17 protein-coding genes, 1 pseudogene and 1 riboswitch are annotated in these 20,110 nt (G+C 50.2%); of the genes and pseudogenes, 2 read left to right on the top strand and 16 right to left on the bottom strand.

Annotation, left to right across the window (positions count from 1 at the left end; genetic code table 11):
• Nucleotides 1-8: 8 nt before the first annotated feature.
• The 3 genes from sdhB to D5E69_RS16030 all read right to left on the bottom strand — a co-directional run bounded on the left by sdhB (nucleotide 9) and on the right by D5E69_RS16030 (nucleotide 3,213).
• A complete protein-coding gene (gene sdhB / locus D5E69_RS16020) occupies nucleotides 9-776 on the bottom strand; it encodes a succinate dehydrogenase iron-sulfur subunit (protein ID WP_048012661.1) in 768 nt (255 codons plus the stop codon).
• Nucleotides 776-2,539 carry a succinate dehydrogenase flavoprotein subunit gene (gene sdhA / locus D5E69_RS16025; protein ID WP_048014823.1) on the bottom strand — a complete coding sequence of 588 codons (1,764 nt, stop codon included), beginning with the start codon at nucleotides 2,537-2,539 and terminating at the stop codon, nucleotides 776-778. The genes sdhB and sdhA overlap by 1 nt, the downstream gene beginning before the upstream one ends.
• 62 nt (nucleotides 2,540-2,601) lie before the next feature.
• Entirely contained in the window at nucleotides 2,602-3,213 is a 612-nt protein-coding gene (locus D5E69_RS16030; RefSeq protein ID WP_048006287.1) for a succinate dehydrogenase cytochrome b558 subunit, read from the bottom strand.
• A 330-nt stretch (nucleotides 3,214-3,543) separates the two neighbouring features.
• Here D5E69_RS16030 and D5E69_RS16035 point away from each other — a divergent pair, with 330 nt between their 5' ends.
• A complete protein-coding gene (locus D5E69_RS16035; RefSeq protein WP_048006288.1) occupies nucleotides 3,544-3,984 on the top strand; it encodes a YslB family protein in 441 nt (146 codons plus the stop codon).
• A gap of 50 nt (nucleotides 3,985-4,034) precedes the next feature.
• Here the strand turns inward: D5E69_RS16035 and D5E69_RS16040 are convergent, their stop codons facing one another.
• Both D5E69_RS16040 and uvrC read right to left on the bottom strand, forming a co-directional pair.
• Nucleotides 4,035-5,273: an aspartate kinase gene (locus tag D5E69_RS16040; RefSeq protein WP_048006289.1), complete on the bottom strand. Its 1,239-nt coding sequence runs from the start codon at nucleotides 5,271-5,273 to the stop codon at nucleotides 4,035-4,037.
• A 188-nt stretch (nucleotides 5,274-5,461) separates the two neighbouring features.
• Nucleotides 5,462-5,640: riboswitch (Lysine riboswitch) on the bottom strand.
• A gap of 43 nt (nucleotides 5,641-5,683) precedes the next feature.
• Entirely contained in the window at nucleotides 5,684-7,486 is a 1,803-nt protein-coding gene (gene uvrC / locus D5E69_RS16045) for an excinuclease ABC subunit UvrC (protein WP_283957847.1), read from the bottom strand.
• A gap of 114 nt (nucleotides 7,487-7,600) precedes the next feature.
• Here uvrC and D5E69_RS16050 point away from each other — a divergent pair, with 114 nt between their 5' ends.
• On the top strand, nucleotides 7,601-7,819 hold the full coding sequence (locus D5E69_RS16050; RefSeq protein ID WP_159129912.1) for a hypothetical protein: 219 nt from the start codon (nucleotides 7,601-7,603) through the stop codon (nucleotides 7,817-7,819).
• A gap of 777 nt (nucleotides 7,820-8,596) precedes the next feature.
• Here the strand turns inward: D5E69_RS16050 and trxA are convergent.
• The 11 genes and pseudogenes from trxA to zapA all read right to left on the bottom strand — a co-directional run bounded on the left by trxA (nucleotide 8,597) and on the right by zapA (nucleotide 19,999).
• Nucleotides 8,597-8,911 carry a thioredoxin gene (trxA, locus tag D5E69_RS16055; protein WP_048006292.1) on the bottom strand — a complete coding sequence of 105 codons (315 nt, stop codon included), beginning with the start codon at nucleotides 8,909-8,911 and terminating at the stop codon, nucleotides 8,597-8,599.
• Nucleotides 8,912-9,129: 218 nt separating this feature from the next.
• On the bottom strand, nucleotides 9,130-10,110 hold the full coding sequence (locus D5E69_RS16060; protein WP_048006293.1) for an electron transfer flavoprotein subunit alpha/FixB family protein: 981 nt from the start codon (nucleotides 10,108-10,110) through the stop codon (nucleotides 9,130-9,132).
• A gap of 37 nt (nucleotides 10,111-10,147) precedes the next feature.
• On the bottom strand, nucleotides 10,148-10,921 hold the full coding sequence (locus D5E69_RS16065; protein ID WP_048012663.1) for an electron transfer flavoprotein subunit beta/FixA family protein: 774 nt from the start codon (nucleotides 10,919-10,921) through the stop codon (nucleotides 10,148-10,150).
• Nucleotides 10,922-11,049: 128 nt separating this feature from the next.
• Nucleotides 11,050-11,820, bottom strand: coding sequence for an enoyl-CoA hydratase (locus D5E69_RS16070; RefSeq protein ID WP_048006295.1), 771 nt, complete (start codon nucleotides 11,818-11,820; stop codon nucleotides 11,050-11,052).
• 2 nt (nucleotides 11,821-11,822) lie between these two features.
• Nucleotides 11,823-12,428, bottom strand: a complete 606-nt coding sequence (fadR, locus tag D5E69_RS16075; RefSeq protein ID WP_159129913.1) for a fatty acid metabolism transcriptional regulator FadR — start codon at nucleotides 12,426-12,428, stop codon at nucleotides 11,823-11,825.
• 133 nt (nucleotides 12,429-12,561) lie between these two features.
• A complete protein-coding gene (locus D5E69_RS16080; protein ID WP_430757486.1) occupies nucleotides 12,562-14,259 on the bottom strand; it encodes an AMP-binding protein in 1,698 nt (565 codons plus the stop codon).
• A 288-nt stretch (nucleotides 14,260-14,547) separates the two neighbouring features.
• Nucleotides 14,548-14,955: a DUF350 domain-containing protein gene (locus D5E69_RS16085; RefSeq protein WP_048006297.1), complete on the bottom strand. Its 408-nt coding sequence runs from the start codon at nucleotides 14,953-14,955 to the stop codon at nucleotides 14,548-14,550.
• A 24-nt stretch (nucleotides 14,956-14,979) separates the two neighbouring features.
• Nucleotides 14,980-17,333: pseudogene (locus D5E69_RS16090) on the bottom strand (endonuclease MutS2).
• A gap of 15 nt (nucleotides 17,334-17,348) precedes the next feature.
• Complete coding sequence (gene polX / locus D5E69_RS16095) at nucleotides 17,349-19,061, bottom strand: DNA polymerase/3'-5' exonuclease PolX (protein ID WP_048006440.1); 1,713 nt, start codon at nucleotides 19,059-19,061, stop codon at nucleotides 17,349-17,351.
• Between the two features lie 130 nt (nucleotides 19,062-19,191).
• Nucleotides 19,192-19,731, bottom strand: a complete 540-nt coding sequence (locus tag D5E69_RS16100) for a CvpA family protein (RefSeq protein ID WP_048006299.1) — start codon at nucleotides 19,729-19,731, stop codon at nucleotides 19,192-19,194.
• 7 nt (nucleotides 19,732-19,738) lie between these two features.
• Nucleotides 19,739-19,999, bottom strand: a complete 261-nt coding sequence (gene zapA / locus D5E69_RS16105; protein ID WP_048006300.1) for a cell division protein ZapA — start codon at nucleotides 19,997-19,999, stop codon at nucleotides 19,739-19,741.
• Nucleotides 20,000-20,110: the final 111 nt, after the last annotated feature.

Genomic DNA, 20,110 nt, shown 5'->3' on the forward strand with positions numbered 1-20,110 from the left:
AATGTTGTTTATGAATCCACCATGTGGTCGCTTCCGAAGAAGTTTTTGAACATCTGGAAGGTGGTCTCCCTGTTCAATGCTGCGATGGAGGTTGTCAAAGGGATCCCCTTCGGACAAGACTGCACGCAGTTTTGAGAGTTCCCACAGTTCGCAAGCCCTCCGTCGCCCATGATGGCTTCAAGACGCTCATCTTTGTTCATGGCACCCGTCGGATGCGCATTGAAGAGGCGTACTTGTGATAGCGGAGCAGGACCGATGAAGTCCGACTTGCTGTTTACATTCGGACAAGCCTCAAGGCAAACACCGCAGGTCATGCATTTAGAAAGCTCATACGCCCACTGACGCTTTTTCTCAGGCATACGCGGACCAGGTCCAAGATCATACGTACCATCGATCGGGATCCAGGCTTTCACTTTCTTCAGGCTGTCGAACATCCTGCTGCGGTCCACCTGCAGGTCGCGTACGACCGGGAAGGTGCGCATAGGCTCAAGACGGATCGGCTGCTCGAGCTGATCGATCAGGGCCGTACAGGATTGTCTCGGTTTCCCGTTGATGACCATGGAGCAGGCTCCACATACTTCCTCAAGGCAGTTCATATCCCAGTTGATCGGTGTCGTGCCTTCCCCTTTCGCATTGACCGGGTTACGACGGATCTCCATCAAAGCGGAGATCACGTTCATATTCGGGCGATAATCAAGGGCGAACTCTTCTTGATAAGGGGCGGCATCCGGGCCTTCCTGACGGGTGATGACAAAACGGATCTTTTTCTCAGCCATTAGTTAGAACCCCCTTTTTTCTTAGAGTAGTCACGTTTACGCGGTTTGATCAACGATGTATCCACTTCTTCGTAATGGAATTCCGGCGCATTGGCGGAAGCATTGAACTTCGCCATCGTCGTCTTGAGGAAGTCCTCGTCATTACGCTCAGGGAATTCAGGCTTGTAGTGGGCACCGCGGCTTTCATTCCGGTTCAAGGCACCGATGGTGATGACGCGGGCAAGCTGCAGCATGTTCCAAAGCTGACGCGTGAACATGGCACCCTGATTGCTCCACTTAGCCGTGTCATTGATGTTGATCTTTTTATAGCGCTCCATGAGCTCTACGATTTTCTTATCGGTTTCCACAAGCTTGTCATTATGACGAACGACCGTCACGTTATCCGTCATCCACTCACCAAGCTCTTTGTGGATCACATACGCATTCTCGGTTCCATCCATGCTCATGATTTCGTTCCATTTCTCTTGCTCCTGCTTCACATGGCGCTCGAATACAGATGCAGGTACGGTTTCGACTGAGCTTTCAAGCCCCTCGATGTACTTGATCGCATTCGGGCCGGCCACCATACCGCCATAGATTGCGGAAAGCAGGGAGTTGGCTCCAAGTCGGTTCCCACCATGCTGGGAGTAATCACACTCACCGGCAGCAAACAGTCCAGGGATATTCGTCATCTGATCGTAATCGACCCACAGGCCGCCCATTGAATAGTGGACCGCAGGGAAGATCTTCATCGGAACCTTGCGTGGATCATCACCCATGAACTTCTCATAGATTTCGATGATGCCGCCGAGCTTGATGTCGAGTTCCTTCGAATCCTTATGGGACAGATCAAGATACACCATGTTCTCTCCGTTGATGCCGAGCTTCTGATTCACGCACACGTCGAAGATTTCACGCGTCGCGATATCACGCGGTACGAGGTTTCCGTATGCCGGGTATTTCTCTTCAAGGAAGTACCAAGGCTTTCCGTCTTTGTATGTCCAGACGCGTCCGCCTTCCCCACGTGCCGATTCACTCATGAGGCGGAGTTTATCGTCCCCTGGAATCGCTGTCGGATGGATCTGGATGAACTCACCGTTCGCATAATACGCACCCTGCTGATACACGATGGAAGCAGCGGATCCTGTATTGATGACGGAGTTCGTTGATTTTCCGAAGATGATGCCGGGTCCTCCCGTTGCCATGATGACGGCATCGGCCGGGAATGACTGGATTTCCATTGTTTGAAGGTTCTGGGCGACGATCCCGCGTGCCTTGCCTTCATCATCGATGATGACACCAAGGAATTCCCATCCTTCATATTTATTCACGAGCCCTGCCACTTCATGGCGACGGACCTGCTCGTCCAATGCGTACAATAACTGCTGACCGGTTGTCGCACCGGCGAACGCAGTACGGTGATGCTGTGTTCCACCAAAGCGGCGGAAGTCAAGCAGGCCTTCCGGTGTACGGTTGAACATGACGCCCATCCGGTCCAAAAGGTGGATGATGCCTGGTGCTGCTTCTGTCATGGCCTTGACCGGCGGCTGATTCGCCAGGAAGTCTCCTCCATAGACCGTATCATCGAAATGTTCCCAAGGAGAATCCCCTTCTCCTTTTGTATTGACCGCTCCGTTTATGCCACCCTGTGCGCAAACGGAGTGGGAGCGCTTAACTGGCACCAATGAAAATAGATCGACCGGTGCGCCTTTTTCTGCTGCTTTGATGGTGGCCATCAGACCGGCTAATCCACCACCGACTACGATGATTTTCCCTTTACTCATCGTCCTTCACTCCTTTTCCTACCAAACTTCAGAGCACTTGCATGATCTATTGAATGTGTTCCTTATACGATAAAAGCAAAGATGGCGCGCATACCCACGATGGAAAGCGCAAGGAAGATCCCGATCGTCACGTATGTAGCGATGCGCTGTGAACGCGGTGTGACCGTGATTCCCCAGCTGACGCAGAATGACCATAGGCCATTGGCGAAGTGGAAGATCGTAGACAGGACACCCAGCACGTAGAATGCGACCATGAATGGGTTGGAGAATATCTCCTCCATCATTTGGAAGTTCACTGTCGCGCCGAAGAATACAGCGACCCGTGTCTGCCAGACATGCCATGTGACGAAGATGAACGTGATGACGCCGGATACACGTTGAAGAAGGAACATCCAGTTACGGAAGAATCCGAATCTGCTGGCGTTATTCTTGGACGTGAACGCAATGTAGATTCCATAGATTGCATGGAAGTACAATGGAAGGAATATGATGAAGATCTCCAGGAAATAGCGGAAAGGTAGACTTTCCATGAAATGTGCTGCCTGGTTGAACGACTCTTCCCCGCCAGTGGCAAAATGGTTCACCACTAAATGTTGCGTTAAGAATAATCCAACCGGAATCACACCTAGTAATGAATGAAGCCTGCGAAAATTAAACTCTCGATTTCCAGCCATGATTTACCCCCCTTAATCATAAAATATGAATCTTCCAACTAATCTCCGCATAAAAATTAGATTTTTATTCATATTTTATATTGTAACAATTATGTGACACATCCATTTTACTCCCATGGAGTGACAGCGTCAAGAAAACGTATACATAAATTCGACAATATCGGAAAAATAATTTCGTCCGGAAATTGTCACAAAATCGTAAGAAAATTCAATCAAAACAGACAGGATTTATTATTGCGGCAAAATATCCCATGAACACTTTTTTTCGAGTATGGGATGATTAATTCCCCTCTCATGTATATAATAGTTTTATAGAAAGAGGGGATATATTTGGAACAGAAAAAAGAAGAAGTCGTAGAGTCCCAGTCCGTTCCCATCTTCGGATATGAACTGATACGCGATCTGCTGCTACCCGATATCCTCGGGAAACACACACCCGATATTCTTTACTGGGGCGGAAAACAGCTTGCCAGGAAATTCCCCCTGCCATCCAATGATGAACTGATATCTTTCTTCCGTGAAGCAGGATGGGGAGATCTCGCCATCATCGACCAGAAGAAGAACGAAATCACGTTCGAACTCAGCGGGGAATTCGTCAAGCGCCGCAATTCATTGAAATCGGATGCCTCCTTCAAATTGGAAACGGGCTTCCTTGCCGAATTTGTCCAAATGCAGAATAAATTCGTCACAGAAGCGACTGATGAACTACATAAGCGAAACCAGACCGTCAAGATCACAGCTGTCTGGGATGACAAAGACCGGGTCGAATGACCACAGAAGGCAGGCCCGCTCCCATGAGGAGCGGGCCTGCCTTTTGATGCTCACAGAGTGATTTCTTCCACTTTCACTTCATCAAGATGGAAGGAGGAGTGCAGCACCTGTGCCGCTTTATTCATGAGATCCTCGTCCACGACGACGGATACTTTGATTTCAGATGTGCTCACCATCTTGATGGTGATCCCGTTATCTGCGAGCACTTCGAACATTTCTGCTGCGACACCAGGATTCGAGATCATGCCCGATCCGACGATGGATACCTTCGACAGTCCCCCTTCATGTTCCACATGGGTGAAGCCGAGGGATTCTTTGTGCTGTTCAAGGACCTCGAGGGTCTCTTCAAGATCATGCCCTTTGATGGAGAACGACAGATTGGTCGTATTTTGTTCTGTTTGACTCTGGATGATGATATCGACATTCAGGTGATGCTCCGCCAGTGTGGTGAAGATCGATGACAGCCCCTTCAACGCATTATTCAGACCGAAGACCGTCACCCTTGTGATTTCATTCTCGAACGCTACGCCGCGTACAACTAGATTTTGTTCCATGCTTGCTTCCTCCTCAATATAAGTACCTTCGATCCTCTCGATGCTTGAACGGACTTCCAATGGAATCTGATAGTTTTTGGCAAATTCCACGGCCCTCGGATGGAGGACGCCCGCCCCAAGATTGGCAAGCTCCAGCATTTCATCATAGGAGATACTGGAAAGCTTCCTGGCTCCTTTTATATAACGGGGGTCGGATGTGTAAACCCCATCTACGTCCGTATAAATATCGCAGCGTTCCGCCTTCAGGGCTGCTGCGATGGCGACGGCCGTCGTATCGGATCCGCCCCGGCCAAGGGTGGTGATTTCTCCTGATGCAGTCATTCCCTGGAATCCTGCCACGATGACGACCTTCCCTTCATTCAGATGGGATGCCAATTTTTCCGTGTGGATATTGGTGATCCTGGCATTGCTGTGGATGGACTCCGTCTCGATCCCGGCCTGCCAGCCCGTAAACGAAATGGCATCCTGGCCGACTTGGATAAGGGCCATCGTCAATAGTGAGATGGTCACCTGCTCTCCTGTAGACAGAAGCATATCCATTTCACGTTTGCTCGGCTGCGAGCAGATTTCCTTTGCCATGCCTACAAGGGCATCCGTCGTTTTTCCCATTGCGGAAACGACGACGACGACGTCATTCCCCTTTTCCTTCTCTTCCACCACACGTGAAGCCACATGCTGAATTCGTTCCACTGATCCCACCGAAGTTCCGCCAAATTTCTGAACGATTATACCCAATGCTTCTCCCTCTTTCTTCTTGATTGGATGCGGAGCACCCTGATGGACTAGAGCTACTATCTGATTCCGGCTTTTGGCATCCCCATGTCGGGGACACCGTCATGCAGCAGGTATAAAAAAAAGCAATGAGACGAAGCATCTCATTGCTTTTTGAACACTGCATACGAACAAAAAAGGTTCAGTCGGCATTGTGAGATAGCTCTCCAAGATGAATCATCTTGACAATCCTGCATCTATTAAATGCAGAACCAGCGCAGCCGATATGAGTGCGGCTTCACTTCGGCGGTCCTCCCCTTTCCAGTCACATCTCCAGAGCTCATACTCTTCCGTGAACCGTACTATTGAAGTCCGCACCTCTATCACCACTTAAAAAGTGATAATGTTTTTAATTTTTGTTCATTATAGCACAATCATTTTGGGGTATCAACGTCCTTTTCACCATTATCATGAAGTTTTTCATGAAGTTGCATGGCGACACGCTCCGGGATCCCGAGCTCCCTGAACTCTTCCAAGGTTGCTTCCTTCATCCGTTTCATCGATCCGAAATGTTTCAACAGCTGTTTCTTACGCTTCGGACCGATTCCATCAATATCGTCCAGCATGGATTGGAACGCACTCTTCCCCCTGAGCTGTCGATGGAAGGTGATGGCGAACCGGTGGACTTCATCCTGTATGCGCTGAAGCAGATAAAATTCCTGGCTCCGTTTCTCTAAAGGAATGATCTGGAGGGGATTCCCGTACAGCAGTTCCGATGTCTGATGCTTGTCGTCCTTTGCGAGGCCGCCTAGAGGAACATCAAGACCCAGTTCATTCTCCAGCACTTCCCGGGCCGCTTCGATCTGTCCCTTCCCGCCATCGATGACAATCAGGTCAGGGAGGGGCAGTCCTTCTTTCAATACCCTCGCATACCTTCTCCGGATCACTTCCCTCATGGATTCATAGTCATCCGGTCCGGTGACGGTCTTGATCTTATACTTCCGGTATTCCTTCTTAGCCGGCTTCCCGTCCAGGAACACGATCATGGCCGAGACGGGGTCCGATCCCTGGATATTGGAGTTATCGAATGCCTCGATCCGGAACGGTGTATAAATGCCCATCTGTTCACCGAGTCTTTCGACCGCTTTGATCGTACGGTCTTCATCCCGTTCGATCAGGGCAAACTTCTCGTTCAGTGCCTGCTTGGCATTTTTCTCGGCAAGGCGCACCAGTTCCTTCTTCTTCCCGCGCTTCGGCTGGACGGTCCTTACTTCAAGGAGTTTCTCCACGAGTTCCACATCGATTCCTTCCGGGAGGAAAATTTCCTTCGGTTTGAAGTGATTGGACTTGGAATAAAACTGGCCGAGGAATGTAAGGAACTCATCCTCCGGTTCATTATAGATCGGGAACAGGGAAACATCCCGTTCGATGAGTTTCCCTTGCCGCACGAAGAACACCTGGACGCACATCCAGCCCTTGTCAATGCCGTAACCGAACACATCGCGATCGGTGAAATCCGTCATGGTCATCTTTTGTTTTTCCATCGTTGCCTCGATATGCTGGATCTGATCCCTGAATTCCATGGCACGCTCGAATTCCATCTTTTCAGAGGCTTCCTGCATCTTCACGGAAAGCTGTTCCTTGATTTCCTTATAGCCGCCATTCAGGAAACGGGCGATTTCATCCGTCATCTCGCGGTACGTTTCATTATTCACTTCCTTGATGCACGGCGCCAGGCATTGTCCCATATGGTAGTATAGGCATGCCCTGTCCGGCAGCGTGGTACATTTTCGCAGTGGATACAGGCGATCGAGCAATTTTTTCGTTTCGTTCGCGGCTCCTGCATTCGGATACGGACCAAAGTACCGTCCCTTGCCGCGCTGCACCTTGCGGGTGGTGATGAGCCTTGGGTGACGCTCATTGGTCAGCTTGATGAACGGGTAGCTTTTATCGTCTTTGAGCATGACGTTGTATTTCGGGTCATACTTCTTGATCAGATTCATTTCGAGCACGAGTGCTTCGAGGTCAGATGAAGTCATGATGTATTCAAAGTCCTCGATTTCACCGACGAGGCGCTGGGTTTTCGCATCATGGGACCCGGTGAAGTAGGACCGCACCCGATTTTTCAGCACTTTGGCCTTTCCTACGTAGATGATCGTCCCTTGACGATCTTTCATGAGGTAGCAGCCGGGCTGATCGGGCAAGAGGGCCAATTTATTTGAAATCATTGTATTCACGGTCGCTCTCCCTTTCTTACGATCGTTCATGGTTGTCGATCAGTTGTTTCCTTTTACTTGAAGTATACACGAATTGGCGGAGCACTTCTATGATTGGGGCTTTGGTGAGGGAGGATGTTCTATTTTCGTATCGAGCGTACTTTCTTATTGGATTGCTGGTCCTATTCGGGATATGGTGAGCGGTTGGGATTAGACCGTTTCATTGCGCTTCGGGCACTTGCTTTCCACGGGGAGGGTGTCGAGCCTCCTCGGCAGGCCTGCGGGGTCTCGATCATCCCTCTTTTCCCGTTGGAGTCAAGCGCCCTTCGCTTCATTTCACTCTTTGGTGCTTGATCATTGTGTACTCTTTCTTTAATGGGGTGTGCGGGTACTCCCCTACTATGGGACAGGATATTAGGTAAATCATTTCGGCTCCCTTTTAAAATCGGGTTATCAGGAAAAAGGGGACCGTTCCTTTGCGCTTCGGGCACTCGCTTTCCATGGGGAGGGTGTCGAGCCTCCTCGTGCCTGCGGGATCTCGATCATCCCTCTTTTCCCATTGGAGTCAAGTACCCTTCGCTTCATTCCTCTCTTTGGTGGTTGATCAGTATGTGTTCTTGATCCTTTTGGGTTCAGGTACTACTCTTTCTAAGAGGATAGAATGCATCTGCTGAATCATTTTCGGTTCCCTCAAAGGATTTGGGTATCAGTGAGAATATGGACCGTTCCATTGCGCTTCGGGCACTTGCTTTCCATGGGGAGGGTGTCGAGCCTCCTCGTGCCTGCGGGGTCTCGATCATCCCTCTTTTCCCATTGGAGTCAAGTGCCCTTCGCTTCATTCCACTCTTTGGTGGTTGATCATTGTGTACTCTTTCTTCATTGGCATATGTGGTATTTCCCTTACTGTGGGACTTGCTGATGAATCGTTTTCCTTTTTCTTTAAGGGTTTGATCATCAGGAAGAATGTAGACCGCTCCATTTCACTCTGAATATTTCTCGTATTTAGAGGACGAATCGCCTGTCTAAATCAAACGGGTATGCATCATCTTTCACATAATGTTCCCCATCCCCATTGGTTTAAATAAAACAAAAAAGCATCCGGCTATGGGCCGGATGCTTTTTGTGGCGTCCTTACGCGTGTTTGTTGACTAGTTCAGCAAGTGCTTCTTTCGGTTGGAAACCGATGACTTTATCTACGACTTCTCCGTCTTTTAGGATAACGAGAGTCGGGATGCTCATTACGCCGTATTTTCCTGCTGTTTCTTGGTTTTCGTCCACGTCTACTTTGACGATTTTTACTTTTTCGCCCATTTCGCTGTCCAATTCTTCAAGTACTGGAGCGATCATTTTACAAGGTCCACACCATGGAGCCCAGAAGTCCGCAAGTACGAGACCAGAGTTTGTTTCAGCTGTGAAGTTTTGATCAGTTGCATGTGTAATAGCCATTTAAATGTGCCTCCCAAATCTTAAAATGTATCGTAAGTATATCACCGTAACCGGTAGGATGCTATAAATCTGCTCGTAGCTACTTTCCCCCTGCCGGCAGCGGTTTATACCCCATTCCAATAAAATAAGGAGCAAGCATCCGCCACTCCTTATTCTTCTTTTCTTATCCTATGTGTTCATCCGGTGAAATTCCACCCTGAAACCCAGTCCTTTTTAGATCAGGAAGAAGAAACTTTCAGCTTTTTGAATTCTTCCGTGAGGAGAGGTACCACTTCGAACAGGTCCCCTACGATCCCATAGTCGGCTACATTGAAGATGTTCGCTTCCGGGTCTTTGTTGATGGCGACAATGACCTTGGAGTTGGACATTCCCGCAAGATGCTGGATCGCTCCGGAAATCCCGCAGGCGATGTAAAGATCCGGTGTGACGACTTTGCCGGTTTGCCCGATTTGAAGGGAGTAATCGCAGTAGTCTGCATCACACGCACCCCTTGATGCCCCGACGGCACCGCCAAGGACGTCGGCAAGTTCTTTGAGGGGGTTGAACCCGTCTTCACTCTTCACGCCGCGTCCTCCTGCGATGATGACTTTTGCCTCTGACAGGTCGACCCCTTCGCTTGCTTTGCGGACGACATCCTTGATGATCGTTCGCAGATCCTTGATATCCACGGATAGGGAAGCCACGTCACCTGTGCGTGACTCATCCTTTGCCAATGGCTCGATATTATTCGGTCGGATCGTTGCAAAGATCACTCCGTCCGTTACGATTTTTTTCTCAAAGGCTTTCCCAGAATAGATCGGTCTTGTGAAAACAAGATTCCCACCTGCCAGTTCCAAATCGGTTGCATCGGATACGAGACCGGTCTTCAGTTTGCCTGCGAGCTTCGGTGAGAGATCTTTCCCTAGTGCCGTATGGCCGAAGATGATCCCCTCCGGAGATTCCTGTTCGATCACAGCCATCAACGCCTGTGAATAGCCATCCGGCGTATATTGGGCCAGCTTTTCATCTTCGACGGTGATGACACGGTCCGCTCCATAGTGGACCAATTCTTGACCGAGGCTACCCACCGATTGGCCGACGAGCACGCCTACGACTTCTCCGCCTTCCGCTACCGTCTTCGCTGCCGCAATGGCCTCGAAAGATACATTACGCAATGATCCGTCCCGAACTTCACCAAGTACTACTACTTTTCTTGCCATGCTTATAACCCCCTGATTGTATTGGTATGCTGGTCGATTAGATAACTTTCGCTTCCGTGCGGAGTAGCTGTACCAGTTCGCTCACCTGTACGGCCACATCTCCTTCGAGCACCCTGCCGGCCTCTTTTTTCGGCGGAAGATAAATTTCGATTGTTTTCGTTTTCGCTTCCACGTCCTCTTCTTCCAGATCAAGATCATCCAGTTCAAGCTCTTCAAGAGGCTTTTTCTTGGCTTTCATGATTCCCGGAAGCGAAGGGTAGCGCGGCTCGTTCAACCCTTGCTGAGCTGTGACAAGGAGGGGAAGGGATGTTTCGATCACTTCGGAGTCTCCCTCGACGTCACGCGTTACCGTTACGGTTTCACCAGCGATTTCAAGCTTTGTAATGGTGGTGACGAACGGGATATCCAGTTGTTCTGCCACCCTTGGCCCCACCTGTCCGGATCCTCCGTCGATGGCCACATTGCCCGCCAGGATCAGATCGACTTCCTGATCTTTCAAGTATTCAGCGAGGATTGTCGCCGTCGTGAATTGGTCACCATGGTCGAGATCATCTTCTGTATTGATGAGGACGGCTTTATCGGCACCCATGGCCAAAGCTGTCCTGAGCTGCTTCTCGCTCTCTTCCCCACCGACCGTGATAACGGTTACATCTCCCCCGTGATTGTCACGGACCTGGATCGCTTCCTCCACGGCATATTCATCGTACGGATTGATGATGAACTCTGCGCCGTCTTCTGCAATGCGTCCATTTTGGATCGAGATCTTCTCTTCCGTGTCAAACGTTCTTTTCAACAGTACATAGATGTTCATTCTGCAGTCCCTCCTGGTATTTGTCTATGGTAATCGAAACAATGTTTTAAATACAGCATCTCTTGGGAAGATTCGGACAATTGTGGTCCGAAGAAGGGATAGCGGTTGTGCACCCGCTATCCTGCTGCCTACCCTTTGAAATGGGGTTCGCGTTTTTCAATGAAGGCGGATATCCCTTCCTTGGCATCCTCTGAGACGAAGATTTCACCGAACATATCGGCTTCACGCTTCACGCCTGCATAGAATCGGTCATCTTTTGTGTAGCTGAGCAATTCGATGGCAGCCTTCATGGCCACCGGACTCTTCTTCGCGATTTTCGCCGCAAGCTCCGAAGCCTTTTCAAAAAGTTCCTCTTCAGGGTACGCCTTATTGGCAAGGCCCCATTGCACCGCTTCGGTCCCTGAGATCGGCTCACTTGTCAGGAGCATCTCCGCTGCTTTGGCGCGCCCGACGAATTTCGGCAGCCGCTGTGAGCCGGCGAAACCTGGCACAAGTCCAAGCTGGAGCTCGGGAAGACCAAGCTTTGCGTTCTCACTCACGAGACGGATATGACATCCCATGGCAAGCTCGAGTCCGCCTCCCAGTGCAGCACCGTGAATGGCGGCAATGATCGGTTTCGGGAAGTTTTCCATGCGCTCGAATACTTCCTGTCCTCTTGCGGCGAGCTTCGAGAACTCTTCTCCGGTCTCGATGGTGGTGAATTCCTTGATATCGGCTCCCGCAGAGAAGAATCGGCCTTCTCCCTTCAAGAGGATGACCCGGACATCCCGGTTCCCCTCAAGCTCATTCAATAGAGCATCTATTTCAGAAATGAGCCCGCTTGCCAACGCATTGGCAGGGGGTCTCTGAATGAGCACGGATGCTACATTCCCTTCCAGTGTCCACGAAAGATTCTCCATTTTCATCCCCCTAAACTGATTGTGTTCCTGCCGCCGCATCCTTGAAGCAGCAGCTTGTGGATCGTCGGTACCTGGGCCGTCAGATCATATTTCTGTTCATTCATCACCCAGGTGGTGACCATTTCATCCAGCGTGCCGAAGATCATCTGCCGTGCAAGCCTTACATCGAGATCCGCTGCAAACTCGCCTGACTCCACTCCGCTGACCAGGATGGTATCGATCAGCTTCAGATATCCTTTCAGGACATCATTGATCTTGAGACGGATCTCCTTATTGGATTGCCGGAGTTCCAGCTGTGTCACGATGGCCAGGTGATGATCATCCGACAGGATCTTACAATGATTTTCGATCATTACTAATAATTTCTCTGAAACTGTCTGTTTTCCTGCAATAACTTCCTCGATTTTATCCACGAACAGGCCCATCTTTTCTTTGAAGAGGGAAATCAGGATGTCTTCTTTGTTTTTGAAATAAAGATAGATCGTCCCGTCCGCCACTCCTGCCTGCTTGGCGATCTTGGAAACCTGCGCCTGATGGTAGCCGTTTTCTGCAATCACAATGACCGCGGCATCGATGATCTGTTTATATTTTGGTTTATTTCGCTTCATAGGTTTTTGACCTGCCTTATAGAATAATGAATGACCATTCATTCATATTTCTATATTATAAGGTTCTCCTGTGATTGTCAACAGCCTGTACCATCCGACAACAAAAAAGAAGGAAGGATTCTCCTCCAACAGTTTAACTTAATTTCTTCTCTTCTTCCAGCTTGACGCGTTCTTCTTCCACCAGCGCTCTGCGGAGGATCTTTCCGACAGCTGTTTTCGGGAGCTCTTTCCTGAACTCATAAATCCTCGGGACTTTATACGCGGCAAGATATTTCCTGGCGTACACGTTGAGCTCTTCCTCTGTAAGGGTCTCCCCTTCTTTGAGGACGACATATGCTTTTACGGTTTCCCCCCGGTAGGCATCAGGCACTCCGGCTGCGACGACTTCCTGGATGGCAGGGTGTTCGTACAGGACTTCTTCGATTTCCCGCGGGTAGATATTGAAGCCTCCGGCGATGATCATATCCTTCTTGCGGTCCACCACGAAGAAGTATCCGCGTTCATCCATATAGCCGACGTCACCTGTGAGGAGCCAGCCGTCCTTCAGCGTCTGCTCGGTTTCTTCAGGGCGGTTCCAGTACCCTTTCATCACCTGCGGTCCCTTCACGGCGATCTCACCGATTTCATTCGGCGGCAGCGGTTCCCCCGTTTCCATGGACAGGATGACGCTGTCGGTATTCGGCCAAGGGACGCCGATGCTTCCCTTCACCCTCTCCTTATCCCACAGGAAGTTGGAATGTGTGACCGGCGATGATTCCGTCAGACCATATCCTTCGACGAGCTTTCCGCCTGTGACACTCTCGAACTGTTGCTGCACCTCGACGGGGAGCGATGCACTTCCGCTGATGCACGAATCGATGGAGGAGAGATCGTACTTCTTGAGATCCGGATGATTCAGCAATCCGATATAGATCGTCGGTGCTCCGGGAAACAGGGTCGGCTTTTGTTTTTGGATTGTCTTCAAGGTCGTGGTGGCATCGAATTTAGGAAGGAGGATAAGGGTATACCCCTGCATGATGGATAGCACCATGACGGCTGTCATCCCATAGACGTGGAAGAATGGGAGGATGCCAAGGACCCTTTCTTCACCCTTCCGGCATTTATAGAGCCAGATATCACACATGGACGCATTCGCCACAAGGTTTTGATGGGTGAGCATGACCCCTTTCGGGAACCCCGTTGTCCCTCCCGTATACTGAAGGAGAGCTAGATCTTCTGCAAAATCAAACGCCTCCGGTACCGGAAGTTCCCCTGCATGGCCCTTCATGATCTCCGTATAAAGATGGATCGTTTCCGATGGTTCCACTTTGACGACGATGCCGTACTGTTTCTTCTGGATGAATGGATAAATCCAATTTTTAGGGAAGGGGAGACAATCCTTGATAGCGGTTACAATTATGTGTTCAAGCTCGGTTTCCTTCATCACCTTCGTGACCCTCGGATAGAGGATATCCAGGGTCAGCATCACCTTTGCACCCGAGTCCTTCATCTGGTACTCGATCTCGCGCTCCATATACAGTGGATTCGTCTGCACGACGACTCCCTCGGCATAGAGGATGCCATAGTAGGCGATGACCGATTGCGGCGTGTTCGGGAGCATGATGGCGACCCGGTCTCCTTTTTCGATCCCGAGTCCTTTCAGGTAAGAACCGAATTTGAGAGCCGATTCATGCACCTCCCTGTAGGTCAACTCCTTGCCCATGAAATGGATCGCGGTTTTCCCGCCATATTTCTCCGCCGCGTCAGTCAGATAGCTCTGAAGCGGTTTCTCCACCAGCGTAAACTCCTTCGGAATCTGCTCGGGGTATTCAGCGAGCCAGGGTTTATTCATAGTGATCCCTCCCGTCTAATTATTTGAAAATTTATTCTATTCCCATTATAAAACATCAGGACTTCAGATACAATTTGTAATCCCTTACCAGTCCTTCTTTTAGCCTATGGTCATCCTCTTGCCAGGAGAGATTCCATAAAAAAAAGACTGTCACCACTACTGTATGACAGTCTTCCTTTCAATATTAAGGCGGTCAAGCAAAGAAAACCATATAAATGATGCCCACCACGATGAATCCTCCGCAAAGGACCAATAATACTTTCGCCAGTTTCTCCATATTCCCTCTCCTTATGAAATTCCTGCGCCGATGACGTAGGATAGTCCGACGGAAATGACGAGGGAAATAAATCCTACAGCGCGGTTATCATTGGCAATCTCTTCGTCGATCTTAAATCTAGGTGTCAGGAACTCAAAGATGAAGTAACCGATCAGCAGGAGGGCAAAGCCGTAGACACCCCATCCGATCGTCGTGATGATCGTATCATTATGATCGATGGAATGACTGAAGATATTGGCAATCCCGAAGATCTTCCCTCCGGTAGCCATGCCCACGGCAAGATTCCCCTTCTTGATTTCTTCCCAGTTCTTATACTTCGTGACAAGCTCAAAGACCGCCAGGAAAAGAACAAGGCAGAGGATGACGACGCTGTAGTTCGCAGCGGTCTTCACCAACACATTCTCCCAGATTTTCTCCACTAGGAATCCCCCTTCTCTCCTCTACTACTTAAATTCGATGACCGTTACCCCGGTACCGCCTTCACTGGCATCACCGAATCGGGCCTTCTTGACGGCACGATGGTTCTTCAGATATTCCTGGACACCCTGCCGCAGGGCTCCGGTGCCCTTGCCGTGGATGATGGAAACCCGCGGATAGCCAGCAAGGAGGGCATCATCGATGTATTTATCAACACGGGCCAAAGCATTTTCATAGCGCTCGCCCCTGAGGTCGAGTTCAAGATTCACATGGAAGTCCTTTCCTTTCACTGTGGAAAGGGACTTGGTTTCCACCTTCTGCTGGGATTGGATGAATTCTAGGTCGGATTCCTTCACTTTCATCTTCATGATCCCCATCTGGACCTGCCATTCTTTATTGGATACCTTCTCGACAAGATGGCCTTTCTGGTCGAAGCTGAGCACTTTCACTTCATCTCCCGGTTGCAACGTGCGTGCCGTCGATTGTTTTTTCGGTTTCGACGATTGAGGCAGGTTCGGTGCTGCATCTTCAAGATGTTTTTTCGCCTGGATCAGCTGATGCTCCTTGATCCCGGACGAACTTTCCTTCTGCATCCTTCTCAGGTCGCGGATCACTTCCTCCGCTTCCGCTTTCGCTTTGTCGACGACTTCGGATGCTTTTTTCTGCGCTTTCTCATAGAGGGAGTCCTTTTTCTCGTAGTACTCCATCATCTGTTTTTGCATGTCTTTATGCATCTTCTCCGCTTGTCTCAAGAGCTCATGCGCTTCTTCGAGCTCTCGCTCACCCTGCCTGCGATTGTCCTCGAGGGAAGCAATCATGTTCTCGACTTCCTTGCTGTCGGTCCCTATATGGGATTTCGCACGCTTGATGACCCGTTGGGATAACCCCAGACGCTCGGAGATCTCGAATGCATTACTCCGTCCCGGTACCCCGATCAAGAGCCGGTAGGTCGGACTCAGTGTTTCGACGTCGAACTCGACGCTTGCATTCACGACGCCTTCACGGTTATAGCCATATGCCTTCAGTTCCGGATAATGTGTCGTTGCTACCACTCTCGCACCGGTCGCATGGACTTCATCAAGGATGGAGATGGCCAGCGCCGCCCCTTCCTGCGGATCGGTCCCCGCCCCGAGCTCATCAAAGAGGACAAGGCTGTCGAAATCGACTTTATCGAGGATCCCGACGATGTTCACCATATGGGAGGAGAACGTACTCAAACTCTGTTCGATGGACTGTTCATCCCCGATATCGGCATAGACGGTCTTGAAGACCCCTACCTCGGATCCATCCAGCGCCGGGATCGGAAGGCCGGCCTGTGCCATGAGGGTCGTCAAGCCGAGTGTTTTCAAGGTGACGGTTTTCCCCCCCGTATTCGGTCCGGTGATGACAATCGCCGAAAAATCATCCCCGAGTTCGATGTCATTGGCCACGGCTTCATCCATCGGCAACAGCGGGTGACGGGCTTTGTTCAGCCTGACCCGCTTATCCTGGTTGACGATCGGTTTCGTCCCCTTGATGGAACGGCCGAACTTCGCCTTTGTGAACATGAAATCCACATCCGTCAGGACCGATACGATGTAGAAGAGCTCACTTGAGAATTCATGCACCTTCTCCGTCATGGCGAGCAGGATCTTTTCGATCTCGGTCTGCTCTTTCAATTTCAGCTCCCTGAGCTGGTTATTGAGCTGCACGATGGCCTCGGGCTCGATGAATAGGGTCTGACCAGATGAACTCTGATCATGGATGATGCCGCCATAATGGCCGCGATATTCCTGTTTCACCGGGATGACGTAGCGGTCGTTCCGGATCGTGATGATGGCATCCGACAGCATCTTCTGGGCATTGGAGGAGCGGATCATCCGCTCAAGCTTCTCTCTGATCCTTCCTTCGTTCGCCCTGAGCTGGGTACGGATGTTCCGCAGGGAATCACTGGCTGAATCGAGTATGCCCCCGTTTTCATCCACCACCTGGCGGATTTCCTGCTCAAGGTGTGGAAGCGGCGTGACGGATTCCATCTTCTCCTGCAGGAGAGGGATTTTCACTTCCTCTTCCTTCAGTTCTTCCACGAAGCGCGTCAGCTTGCGGCTTGCACGGATTGTGCTCGCCACCTGTACAAGTTCGGCGGGAGAGAGCATGCCGCCGATCTGGGCACGCTTCACATGGGGCCTGATATCGAAGATCCCTCCGAGGGGGCGTGCCCCTTGAGGCGGAGGATCGTCATGGCTTCATCCGTTTCTTCGTGGAGCGCCAGGATCTCGTCATAATCGACGGATGGTGTGAGGGCCGTCACCTTGGCAAGACCCAGGGCAGATGCCGCGTATTCTTTCAGCAGTTCTTTGATCTTATCAAATTCTAATGTTTTCAGTACTTTGGAATTCACGATACTCCACCTTTATCATTTGTTTCGTTTCAGGAACTTCATGAGTTCGTCTGTATCTTTCGTATTGAGGACCGAATCGGTTTTGATCCATCCTTTTCGTGCAGTCGAGACGCCGATTCCCATAAACTCAAGGTGATCATGGCTGTGTGCGTCCGTATTGATGACCAGGGGAACACCGCGTTCCTGAGCTTTTCGCACATGTTCTGCACATAGATCGAGCCGGTTCGGGTTCGCATTGAGCTCCAGTGCGGTTCCGGTTTCTGACGCAAGATCGATCAAGGCATCCATGTCGACGGCATATCCTTCCCTTCGGCCGATGATCCTGCCTGTAGGATGAGCGATGAAGTCCACATGGGGGTTCTCCAGTGCCGTTTTCAACCGGTCCATGATTTTGTCTTGTGACTGCGAGAAGCTGGAATGGATCGAGGCGATGACCACGTCCAGCTGGCTGAGCACGTCATCGTCATAATCGAGCGTTCCGTCAGGCAGGATGTCCATCTCGATTCCCGCAAGCACCTCGATATCATCATAGCGCTTATTGATTTCTTTTATTTCTTGAATCTGTTTCAGCAGTCGTTCTTCGGTCAGGCCATTGGCTACCCTCAAGTATTGGGAGTGGTCCGTGATGGCCATATAGGAATACCCTTTCGCCCGGCACGCCTCCACCATCTCTTCGATGGAGTACGCCCCGTCAGACCAGGTGGTATGCATATGAAGGTCCCCTTTGATGTCTTCAAGTGAGATCAATGGGTAGTCCTTCTTGAACTCTTCCACCTCGCGGCCATCTTCCCTGAGTTCAGGCGGAATGAAAGGGAGACCGAAGTGACCGTAGAATTCTTCTTCCGTTTCAAACGTCGTCACTTCACCCGTTTCGGCGTTCTCCACCCCGTATTCGCTGATTTTCTCTCCACGCTCTTTCGCGAGCTGGCGCATCCGGACATTGTGATCTTTCGAGCCCGTGAAATGATGGAGGGCCGTGGCGAATTCCTTCGGTTCGACAATCCGGAAATCGACGCTCACATCCCAGCTGTACCGGAGCGTCAATGATACCTTCGTGTCTCCCGCTGCGATGGTCTCCACGATACCGGGAAGCTCCAGGAGGGCTTCCTTTACCTGTGACGGCTCATCAGTGGAGAGGATGAAATCAAGATCCTTGATGGTTTCGCGTCCCCTCCGCAGGCTGCCGGCACGCGAGTAGGTTCTGATGCTATCCATGTTGCCGAGGAAGGATTCGATTTCGACTGCCACTCCTTCCATGAAGCCGATGGGAAGGCGGTCCGGCCGCTTGCCGACCTGTTCGATGGCGGCGATGATCTTCTCTTCCGTCTTCTTTCCGAAACCGGCCAGGGCCTGGACTTTTTCGTTCCGGCACGCTTCTTCCAGGTCTTCGATTCCTTCCACGCCAAGCTCGCTGTACAGCTTCGCAATCTTCTTGCCCCCGAGTCCGGGGAGTTGAAGAAGGGGAACGAGGCCGGCAGGAACCTGTTCCTTCAACTCTTCCAATACCGATGAGGTGCCCTCTTCGATATATTCTTCGATGACGCCCGCCGTCCCTTTTCCTATACCGCTTAGCTTTGTAAAATCATCTATTTCACTTAAACTGCGATCATCATTTTCAAGAGCTGCAGCCGCTTTGCGGTAAGCCGAGATTTTGAATGAGTTCTCGCCTTTGAGCTCCATATAGATAGCAATCTGTTCTAATAGTTTAATGATATCTTTTTTATTCACGTCATTCACCTTCAATCTCCATCATGAAAATGGTTTCTCCACTCTCTATAGTAGCAAACTCCGCATCAAAAGAAAAAGACTGAATCCGGAACGGCATCGAATGCTTCGGTTCCTGGACCCAGTCCTGTTATCAAGCTGATTTCCCCATCCACCATGATTGAATCATGTCGGAGAAGATCGGGGTGTTTTTGACCATCCCCTGCCCAAGGAAGGATCCTTGAATGGCCGACTGCACGGAATCCATCGGCAGGAGGGCCCCGATGAACAGCAGGATGAGAAGGATCAAGTACGTTTCCGCAAATCCCAATAGTCCCCCGCCCAGTTTGTTCACCTGCTTCAAGATTGGAAGGTGGGCGACAAAATCAAGCATGGAGCCGATGATCTGCAGGATGATCCTCACCGCAATGAAAATGATCGTGAACGCAATCACCCTGTAGTAGGCGTCTTCCATATTCCCCGCCTGGAAAATCATCTTCAACGCCATCTGGTCGTCAAGATTCGGGTAAGGAATCCACAAAGTCAGCTTGGGAGCAAGCTGATCATAATACAAATATGCTACAATGAATGAAGCGATGAAACCGAATATATGTATCACCTGCAGGATGAATCCCCGTTTCAATCCAATGAGGAATCCAAAAAGCAGGAGCACGAGCAGTATGATATCCAACATAGTTACTTCAATCCTTTAATTGTTTGATTTGCCGTTCGAGGTCTTCGTACTTCTCTTGAAGTTTGATATAATCATTCACGGCGTTCACGGCTGTCAGGACAGCAAGTCTTCCCGTGTCGAGATACGGATTCGCAGAGTTGATTTCCCTCATTTTGTCATCGACTTTGGAGCAGACGAAGCGGATCGTATCAGGCGCCTCTGTCCCGACGATCGTATAATGCTGACCATATATATCCACAGTAATGCGATTTTTTTCTGCTTCAGACAATCCGAAAGACCCCCGTTCACTTAAAAATTCTACACACTATCATACCATGTACCTGTTGAGAATGGTAGAACATTGTCATATGAACTCATTTCCATCGTACCATACTTGTAA

The sequence above is a fragment of the Rossellomorea marisflavi genome (assembly GCF_009806575.1).
Classification (GTDB): Bacteria; Bacillota; Bacilli; order Bacillales; family Bacillaceae_B; genus Rossellomorea; species Rossellomorea marisflavi_A.